This is a genomic window from Actinoallomurus acaciae (assembly GCF_042429965.1).
GTDB classification, from domain to species: Bacteria; Actinomycetota; Actinomycetes; order Streptosporangiales; family Streptosporangiaceae; genus Actinoallomurus; species Actinoallomurus acaciae.
In genome coordinates this window covers 1-903 of sequence record NZ_JBHLZP010001166.1, presented here as the reverse complement: position 1 = coordinate 903, position 903 = coordinate 1, and the positions used below count along the sequence as shown (strand labels likewise).

At 57.7% G+C, this 903-nt stretch carries 1 protein-coding gene; it reads right to left on the bottom strand.

What is annotated here, in order from left to right:
* Positions 1–857, bottom strand: an 857-nt coding sequence (locus tag ACFFNX_RS51370; protein WP_378213808.1) for a hypothetical protein, incomplete at its 3' end; no start/stop codon positions are given.
* Between the last annotated feature and the right edge of the window lie 46 nt (positions 858–903).

Here is a 903-nt window from a genome sequence, read left to right as displayed (position 1 = left end):
TGGGCCTGGGCTTGAGCCTGTGCTACGGCTTGGGCCTGGGCTTGTGCAACTGCTTGTGCCTGGGCAAGCGCACGGGCGCTAGCTTGCGCTTGTGCTTGTGCTTGTGCGGCGGCCTGTGCTTGGGCTACAGCTTGGGCTTGTGCTTGTGCGGCAGCTTGCGCTTGTGCGGAAGCTTGCGCTTGTGCTTGGGCAATAGCTTGTGCATGTGCAGCTGCTTGTGCCTGTGCTTGCGCTTGTGCTACAGCCTGTGCTTGTGCTTGAGCTTGTGCTTGCACTTGGGCTAGCGCTTGTGCTTGCGCTTGTGCTTGGGCAATAGCTTGTGCTTGGGCTTGCGCCTGTGCAACAGCTTGAGCTTGTGCTTGGGCTTGTGCTTGGGCTTGGGCTTGCGCTATAGCTTGTGCTTGGGCTTGTGCTTGGGCCTGTGCTTGTGCAATAGCTTGTGCTTGAGCTTGGGCTTGTGCTTGTGCTGCTGCTTGTGCTTGTGCGGCGGCCTGTGCTTGTGCTTGCGCTTGTGCGAGGGCTCCGCCGTAACCGTAACCGTTTCCGCCAGCTAGAGCGTTGGCGAGTGCTTGAGCCTGAGCCTGAGCGGACGCGCTGCCGCCAGCGCCGCCGTAGTAGGGACTCGGGCCGTACCCACCATTGCCGCCGGATGCTTGAGCCTGCGCCTTCGCTGACGCGCTTGCCGCCGAACGAGCTTCTCCACTGTCCGAGCTAGTTGAAGTGGAGGTCTTTGAGTTTTGGTCATCGTTGTCGTCGTCGAAGTCAGCTTTAGCAGATCTTAGACTGTGGCTGTTGACTTCTCTCAAAATTACCAACGCGAGGAAAAAGATCCCCTGGAGGAGAATTGAGTTCCTCATGATTTTTTAGTTCTCAAGATACGCCTGAATCCAAAACAGAAACAAG